The organism is Vibrio sp. (assembly GCF_038138445.1).
Lineage (GTDB): Bacteria > Pseudomonadota > Gammaproteobacteria > Enterobacterales > Vibrionaceae > Vibrio.
In genome coordinates, this window is the sequence record NZ_JAYQDQ010000061.1 from 16,641 (window position 1) to 25,613 (window position 8,973).

The window sequence follows — 8,973 nt, forward strand, 5'->3', positions numbered from 1 at the left end:
ACCCAACACTTCTCACATCAGATTCAAGTAACTGATGGTAAGCGTCAAGAGAGGCGAATTGTAATAGATTTATTGGTAAAGACGCACTTTTTGCTGTCGTTTCTAGGGCTTTGATCAAATCAATATCATCACTGCACACAATAACACTATTACCAGCAAGAAGCGCACAAGTAAGTTGAGCGATCGCTGCCTGCTGCGCTGATTGAGATAGGTGATCCTGAATGATCAGAGCAACACCTCGGCCAGCGGTATACAACTCATTCGTCTCACCTGTTGGGCCAGGCATTTCATGGACTTGGGACAGCAGCTGCGCTGAATGTTGGTAATGGTAGTCAATAACAGCAGCCAAAGCAGGCTCAACACCCTGCAATGCTTGCTTAAACCCAAGTACATACTCACTTCTTATCTCAAAGCTGGTGAGATTCCAATTTTCCCATGCTGCATAAGCATCGGAAAAACGAGTAACTTGATGAACCATAATTTTTCTCCTTGCTTACCGATTAAGAAAATGATGTCTGAGTGAATCGGAATAAATAGTGTGGTCCTCCAGCTTTTGGACCTGTACCTGACAGACCTTGACCACCAAACGGTTGAACACCAACGACAGCACCAACTTGATCACGGTTGATATAACAGTTCCCCACTCGGGCATGCTTTTCAATCCAGCGATACGTGGTCTCATTACGACTGTGAATTCCCATCGTGAGGCCAAAACCAGTGCCATTAATTCGCTCAACCACTTGGTGTAGTTGACTCGCTTTAAAACGGACAATATGCAAAATTGGGCCGAACTGCTCTTCATCGAGACAAGCAATATCATCAATTTCAAACGCGCAAGGTGCAACGAAATCGCCATGTTGGTGCAATTCATTAAGCTCCAGTCCAGCGACTTTTTGCTGAGTCGCCGTCATACGCTCGATGTGTTTGAGCAGTTTATTCTTGGCGTTATCGTCAATCACAGGTCCAACATCGGTTGAATGCTCGAAAGGTAAGCCTATTTTTAACTCTTGCATCGCACCTTGAATCAATGAAATGATTCTGTCTGCAATGTCTTCCTGAACATACAACACCCTAAGTGCACTACAACGCTGCCCAGCAGAAGCAAACGCTGAACGAATCACATCACGTACCACTTGCTCAGGAAGCGCTGTACTGTCGACGATCATGGCATTCTGGCCACCTGTTTCAGCAATAAATGGTACTGGCGCAGTATCACGTTGTGCAAGTGTGCGATTGATGCGCTGAGCCGTTAAGGTTGAACCTGTAAAGGCAACACCAGCAATAGCAAGGTGAGAGGTCAATGCAGCCCCAATATCAGCTCCGCGCCCCGGTAACAGCTGAATAGTGCCGTTAGGAAAGCCTGCTTCAATCATAAGTTCGACAGCGCGAGCTGCAATCAAGCTAGTTTGCTCAGCAGGTTTTGCCACTACTGTATTGCCTGCAACCAGTGCTGCTGTAATTTGACCCAAGAATATCGCTAGCGGGAAATTCCAAGGACTAATACACACAAAGACACCGCGTCCGTCACGCACGACTTTACGCGTCTTGGCATCAAAGCCTTGAATCTCAACTTGGCCCAAGTTATCTATTTGTTTGGCGTAGTAACGACAGAAGTCAACCGCTTCACGTACTTCATCAATACTGTCATGTATTGTTTTACCAGCTTCTTGATGACACAAAGCAACCAACTCAGCAAGGTGAGTTTCAAGCAAATCTGCTAATTTTTCTAAAGCTTGAGCTCTTTGAGCTGGCGCAGTTGCTTGCCAATCGTTAAAGGCCGCTTGTGCGCCTTCAATTGCTGCGGAAACATGATCAAGGTTAGAGAAAGCCACCTGACCGACTTCAATGCGCCTGTCATAAGGTGCTGTCACTTTCTCAACACTGACATCGTCCTTGATCATTCTTTCAGTGAATACTTGACCGTTAATTATCGGTCCTGCTAACCATTGTTTGTCTAGAAAGCTCTCTACTTGCTGCTCGAAAGGCTTGGCCTCAGAGTCAATATCAATATTTACACCATAAGAATTTGAGCGCTCAGAGAATATCTTTGGCGGCAGTGGAATATTGGTATTATTCAGTGTCTCAAATGCCCCCAGCATATCGACCGGATGCTGAGTAAGAGTTTCAACTGGACAACGCGCATCCACTAGACGATGGACAAACGAGCTGTTCGCCCCATTCTCAAGCAGACGACGAACCAAATATGGCAATAAATCCTTATGGCTACCCACAGGTGCGTATATGCGCACTGGCTGTTGGTGTGTTTCCATTACATGGTGATAAAGAGAATCGCCCATCCCATGTAAACGCTGGAACTCATAGTTTTTGTGCTCTGCCATCACAGCGATAGAAGTAACCGTTTGAGCGTTATGGCTGGCAAACTGCGGGAAAATATTGCCTCGTACATTGTCAGACAACAAGAAACGAGCGCAAGCCAAGTAGGCGACATCTGTGGCTTCTTTGCGCGTATAGACAGGATAGTTATCGTAACCCGATTGTTGCGACCATTTGATCTCACTATCCCAATACGCACCTTTAACAAGACGCAGTGGAATAAGATCTCCCTGCTCTCGAGCTAAACCGTTGATCCAGACCAATACAGGAAGAGCACGTTTTGAGTAGGCTTGAATCACAAGGCCAAATTTACCCCAGCCTTTCACAACATCACTTCGATACACTTTTTCAAACAGCTTTAACGAAAGTTCCAAGCGATCCGCTTCTTCTGCATCAATCGTGATAGCCACATCCAATTCAACAGCCTTACGCAGCAATTGCATGAGTGTGTCGGCAAGTTCGGTCAGCACTCGCTCTTCATTGGCAACTTCGTAGCGCGGATGCAAAGCAGACAGTTTAATTGAAACGGACGGAGCTGGGCTTGTCTCTATGCCATATCTATCACGACCTACCGCTTCGATTGCCATTAAATAGTCATTAAAATATTTATCCGCATCCGCTGTAGTCAGTGCTGCCTCACCTAACATGTCATAAGAGTAGGTGAACCCTTTATCACGCATGCTACGGCCATTTTTTTGCGCTTCAGCGATAGAACGGCCAAGAACAAACTGATGACCCATAACCTTCATCGCTTGGTGCATGGCTTTACGAATAACAGGCTCAGACATTTTATTAACAAGGCGATTCACCGCCGACGCTGGGCTGCGCGCTTCAGATTCAGACAAACCAACAACTTTGCCTGTCAACATAAGGCCCCATGTCGAAGCATTGACAAAAACTGAATCTGAACTTTTTAAATGAGACTTCCAGTCTGCGACACTGAGTTTGTCACGGATTAACGCATCAGCAGTGGCTGCATCAGGGATACGCATTAGAGCTTCAGCGAGGCACATTAGCAATATGCCTTCTTGGGTATCCAAACTGTATTCCAGCAGCAAAGCATCGATCATTTGAATCGACTTTTTATCTGCACGGATAGCTTCAATGAGCTCAGTCGTTTTGGTCGACATCTGCGCTTTTTCGTCCACTGTCGGAGTCGCGAGCGGCAACAGTTGTTCAAGCCATTGGGATTCGTCCACCATGTAAAGTGGCGAGATCAGCGACCAAAGTTTATTTAGCGGCTGCTCAACAAACTCGGCATTCAACACATCAGTTGCAGTAAACATGCGTTTTCCTCAATCTCAAGCCTGATAAATTCATCAGAGTTATTACAATGGTTTGCAGTGTATTTTGAGCGGGAGAGGATTACTTGTCAAAAACTCCGAGTTTTTTGCTGAAAACTCCGCCTATTAACAAAACAAAAACAGAATCACATCTAAATTGACAAAATAATATACGTCTGCTGTTGCTTATTTAACTAAATTGTTTCTTATATTGGGATGGAGATACGCCTTGTAAACGAAAAAAGGTATGGCTGAATGTGCTTTGACTGGAAAAACCCGTTAAGTCCGCCACCTGACCTAAAGTCAAGTTACCTCTTTTGATCAAAGACTTTGCCATGTCAACTCGTTTACCTAATACGTACTGGTGAGGTGTTATGCCGATTTGCGCCTTGAACAAACTATGAAACTGACTTTCCCCTAAAAAAACACTACCTGCTAGCTGAGCGACTGAGATTTTCTGGCTTAAGTGTTGTTCGATATAACGATCAATGGCATCAAGGTCGAAACGAGACTCTTTGTAAGGTGTTGAAAATTTTGCCATATGCCTTTGCAATAAGGCGATTAGGGTGTCATTACAAGCTCGACTGAGAAGAAGATCCTCTGGCCTAGATTGCATTTCGGCCACTAACATGTGGATGAGCTTCTGGATTTGACTATCAAGCTGGAAGTAGGTGTCACCTTGATTTAGTTCATTGAGTTTTTGCAACATGAGTGGGTCTTCAGCGCTAGGAAATGGCATGTTAAGCACTAAGATATCGGACTGTTCAACCACTCCACCAAATGCATGACCTGAACCAGAGGTCACCACGCACCCCTGCCCCGGGCCAACCATGTTACCAAAGCCACTGACCTCAAATTCAGCTTGTCCTTTTAAACCAATCACAATTTGCGTATAGCTGTGATCATGACAGTCCATATGAGATGGTAAGGTAACAAGCTCTGCAGGTTTAGGAGACGCAGGTTTATTTAGATCGCCAATAATAGGCCGAGATTTGAAACAGCTCATGAGACAGTTTTGACCTCAGATTGCATTAGCATGGCATGTTATAACAAAATCAACTTAATTCGAAATTTATCGCTCTATTTTGTACTACATCCAATCCGTATAAGGCACCTAAAAGCGATGGGGAACCTCCTTCGGAAGAATGATCAAGTGCACATAAATTACGGTTTATGTCACTTCTAGCAACTTTCTTTTTACAGATACTCAATCTTCACTTGCATATTTCCCCAATCAACTCAAAATGATAGATAGCATCCAAGTTTTATATACGTTAAATTAGGGTAATCTGCATAAAGCTGGTTAATCTTTTTACAAGAGAAAGATGCAGGGTTGAAGTAAACTTGGAAGAGGCAGGAACACAAGGACTGTCATGAGTTTGTCTTTTTTTGGATTTTTACGTTGGTCAATAAACGTTAATTGTTGCAGGGAAATATGATAATACGTCGCATCCCAGCGCTTTTAATTGCGCTAAGCCCACTATGGGCATCAACTTCGATTTTTGCGGAAATGGTGGACTCTGCCGATCCTGTCGCAACTATCGATAGTAAATTGGAAAACAAACAAAGTGAGTTACAGGAGCTTGGTTCTGAATTCGAGGCTGAGTCATCACGGTTGCAAACCCTTAGGGCAGAGCTAAGTAAGTTTCAACGTGAAGAGCATGAACTCAACGCTAAGCGAAACCGCGCCAAATCAGCACTGGACAAACAGTATAACCGCCTTCTAGACGATCCAGATGTTGACTTACTCTCTTTTCAACAGGAATACCAAGAAGCTTGGGCTTTGGTAAAGAAGAATCAAACGCAAGTACTTGAGCAAGAGCAAAGTATTACTGAACAAGAGATGCGCTTATCCCAGATCAAGCAAAAACGCTCGAGAATTAACTCTGAGTTATCCTACCTCAAAGAGCAGAAAGTTGAAGCGCGCGTCAAACGACTCGATGCTGAGTTGCGAGAAAGCGATGTTTTGAACACCACGTTCAAAACAACCTGCTCGGCAACCATGACGTTAGGTGAATGTACTAATCAAGGTAAGTACCTCACTAAACAACGTGCTGTTAATACGTTTAAGGCAAAGCTTCTCGATAGTTTAACCGAAGCCAATATCGCTAAACAGAACATTAAAGGCGTCCAGCTGAATGTCTTTGTCCAAGAGAGCCAAATTATCCGTTCAGGCTTTGAAGGCAGCAATAGTTACTACACTGAAATGCAAGCCCAACTTCAAGCTAGGCCAGAAGCCTCTGCCGCCTGTAAGCTACTCAATGTATCCTCACGTTATTGTCTCAATAGTGCCAGTGTTGCTAAAAAAGAAAAAACAAACACACAACAAAGCTGGGCTAACATTACTATTCGCTCGGATCAGTATGAAGACCGAGTCACGATCAATGGCGTTAATTACGGTAGTACCCCAATAGAAGTGGTTTTACCTAAAGGGAAACATCAGTTTACTGTCTCTAAAGATGGTTACCAGACATATAACCGTATGATTGCTATTGATGGTAATGATACTGTCTGGGTTAAGTTACGCCCAAATTCAGATATTTAACGCGCTTCTCTTTTTGAGTAGAAGGAAGCAGTACAACATTGACCAAAAACGCCATTTTGTCGTAAGTTATAAGGGAATAACTTACGAAAAAGTGGCGTTTTCGTTTAGAATAACTCCATAAGATAAAAAAGAATTGTAGAAATAATAATGCGAACTGGTTTACCAACCTTCCTTCTTGCTTTGTCACCTTACTTTGTCTCTGCTGGTATTGCAGCTGAGGAAGCGCGCGACCCTATCGTAAAAATCGATCAGCAGCTATTTGACAAACACGAAGAACTAACATCGGCCACAGAACGCCGTAATGACAAGCAAACTCAATTTGAAGATCAGAGGCAGTCTGTCGATCAGTTAACCAAATCGGCTAAAGCTCTGGACAACAAATTTAAACAAGCCAAAGCACAACTTGAGTCTAATTATGCCCGCATGATTGATGACCCAACCGTTGACCTTGCTGCAAGTCAGAAAGCTTATCAAGATGCTTGGTCTGCCGTTAAGCAAAACCAGAAACAACGTTTATTCGAAGAGCAGATACTGCAGGAGCTTGAGCATCAGTTAAGTCTTTCGAGCAATGAACTTGAAGCAATTTCACAAAGCATTGACTCTTTGGAACAAAACAAATTGCGCGCCCGAGCTGAGCGCCTGCAAGGTGAATTGACAGAATCTCATTCTCTCTCAGTCAGTTTTACCAATCGCTGTCAGGCCAATATGACTATCGCAGAGTGTGACCGTCAGACTCGAGATCTCGCTCTGCAAAAAGCGGTCAAACAGTTTCAATCTGAACTCATCGCTAACACCAGCGAATCAAAAGAAATTGAACCAAACGCTCACAAAATCCCTTTTAACATTCACGTATTGCGCTCTAAAGCTAAAGAGTCGGGTTTTTATGATGGTATACGCTATCGAAGCCTGATGGATGTAGAAATGCAAGCTAGGCCGACACAAAGCGCCGCATGTACACTGCTTAACATCAATAAAAAATACTGTTTTGAGCCCGATAGCTCTGATGACAGAGGGAGCTCTGTGACCAACCAAGAAATCGCTTGGGTGACCTTGAACGTTCGCTCAAACTTATACGATGATAAGGTCACAATAGATGGTGTTAACTATGGCAGCACACCAGTAGAAATCATGTTGCCTGTCGGTCAGCACACTATTTCAATTAAGAAAGATGGCTACCAAGACTTCAACGAAGAATTGTCCATTAAAAGAGATCACAACCTTCGTGCCGTTTTAGTTGAAACAGCAAACCCTCTTCGTGAGGGAGACAAATTCGCAGACTCTCTTGGTTCAGGCCATCAAGGGCCAGAAGTATCTACCATCCTCCCAGGCCAGTATATGCTTGGTGAACACGGCTCCAAGCAGATGAAAGTCAAAAAACCATTTGGCTTTGGTACCACACCTGTGACTGTGAAGCAATTTGAGGCATTCGTTAACTCAACGAATTATCAAACCGATGCTGAGCTGAAAAATACCTGTACCGCTATCGTAAAAGGCGAGGTCACGCCTATTTCAAAAGGATATTGGCGCAACCCAGGCTTCAAACAAGCGGCTAACTCTCCAGTGGTTTGCGTAAGTAAGAACGACGCACAAGCCTACGCTCAATGGCTAAGTCGAAAAACCAATCATAGCTATAGGCTACCGAGTGAAGATGAATGGGAAATAGCGGCTAGAGCAGGCTCAGAATCCAATTATTGGTGGGGCGATCATTTTGCTCCAAGCCAGGCTAATACAGGTTGGGGAGGCACACCATGGTCAAACAAGAGCACTTCTCCAGTCATGGCTTTCAAGCCCAATAAGCTGGGCATTTACGACACCGTCGGAAACGTTTGGCAATGGACCAATGATTCACGCGGTATTTTAAAAGGTGGGGCTTGGAACTTTTCTCCTGAAATGGCCGCCGCTCATGAGCAGCTTTCTCTATCTGACTCATCTGCAGCAAATTATGTAGGCTTCCGAGTATTACGAGAAATCAACTAACTTATCACCTATGCCCACAATTAAAAAACGCCGCATTTAGCGGCGTTTTTTAATAATACATTAGGGAGCGAGTCTATCTATCTGCCAAGCTTTTTCTTGTTTAGAGAATAAGAATCTATCGTGAAGACGATGATCGCCACCTTGCCAAAACTCTATCGATTCGACCTTAACCCTAAAACCACCCCAAAAACTTGGAACTGGTATTTCTCCATTAGCAAACTTCTGCTTTAGCTCAAGAAACTTGCCTTCGAGCACACCTCGAGCAGATATGCGGCTGCTTTGTTTACTCGCAATCGCAGCTAACTGACTTTCTTTAGGCCTAGAAGAAAAATATGCAATATTTTCTTTCACTCCTAGCTTCTCTGCCCTGCCGGTAACGTGCACTTGGCGCTCTAAAGGGTGCCATGGGAAATGTAAGCTCACCTGTGAATTACCTTCTATTTGCTGAGCCTTACGGCTACCCAAATTGGTGTAGAAGACAAATCCTTCTTCATCGACATGTTTTAGCAAAACAATACGTTGGAATGGTTGGCCTTGTTCATCAACCGTCGCCACAGTCATTGCGGTAGGATCAGTTAAACCCGCCTCAATGGCTTGCTGTAGCCAAAAATTGAATTGATCAACAGGGTTATCCTTTAAGTCTTTTCTACGCAGGCCACCTTTACTGTACTCACGTCGGATATCTTCAAGTTCCATCTTATCTCCTGAAACATTTTTTGCCGATTGTGCGGTTATATATACAGAAAGGCAAGGTGATAAACCACACCTTAATCACAATTGTAAGCTGGCGGTAAACCCCATTTAACTGAAAGCTGGCACCGACTAAAAATAGTG

6 protein-coding genes are annotated in these 8,973 nt (G+C 44.0%); 2 read left to right on the forward strand and 4 right to left on the reverse strand.

Annotated elements, in window-relative coordinates; genetic code table 11:
* The 3 genes from AAFM34_RS14830 to AAFM34_RS14840 all read right to left on the reverse strand — a co-directional run.
* A partial coding sequence (locus tag AAFM34_RS14830) for a 1-pyrroline-5-carboxylate dehydrogenase (protein WP_341664149.1) occupies nucleotides 1–478 on the reverse strand: 478 nt, incomplete at its 3' end.
* Between the two features lie 22 nt (nucleotides 479–500).
* Nucleotides 501–3,620, reverse strand: a complete 3,120-nt coding sequence (gene putA / locus AAFM34_RS14835; RefSeq protein ID WP_341664151.1) for a bifunctional proline dehydrogenase/L-glutamate gamma-semialdehyde dehydrogenase PutA — start codon at nucleotides 3,618–3,620, stop codon at nucleotides 501–503.
* A gap of 187 nt (nucleotides 3,621–3,807) precedes the next feature.
* Nucleotides 3,808–4,623, reverse strand: coding sequence for an AraC family transcriptional regulator (locus AAFM34_RS14840; protein WP_341664153.1), 816 nt, complete (start codon nucleotides 4,621–4,623; stop codon nucleotides 3,808–3,810).
* A 429-nt stretch (nucleotides 4,624–5,052) separates the two neighbouring features.
* On the opposite strand from AAFM34_RS14840, the gene AAFM34_RS14845 reads away from it, so the two are divergent.
* The gene (locus tag AAFM34_RS14845; protein ID WP_341664155.1) at nucleotides 5,053–6,162 is read left to right on the forward strand and encodes a PEGA domain-containing protein; all 1,110 of its coding nucleotides are present in this window, start codon (nucleotides 5,053–5,055) and stop codon (nucleotides 6,160–6,162) included.
* A gap of 147 nt (nucleotides 6,163–6,309) precedes the next feature.
* Entirely contained in the window at nucleotides 6,310–8,139 is a 1,830-nt protein-coding gene (locus tag AAFM34_RS14850; RefSeq protein WP_341664157.1) for an SUMF1/EgtB/PvdO family nonheme iron enzyme, read from the forward strand.
* A 60-nt stretch (nucleotides 8,140–8,199) separates the two neighbouring features.
* Here AAFM34_RS14850 and pdxH read toward each other — a convergent pair whose 3' ends face one another.
* Complete coding sequence (gene pdxH, locus AAFM34_RS14855; protein WP_341664159.1) at nucleotides 8,200–8,835, reverse strand: pyridoxamine 5'-phosphate oxidase; 636 nt, start codon at nucleotides 8,833–8,835, stop codon at nucleotides 8,200–8,202.
* Nucleotides 8,836–8,973 lie beyond the last annotated feature (138 nt).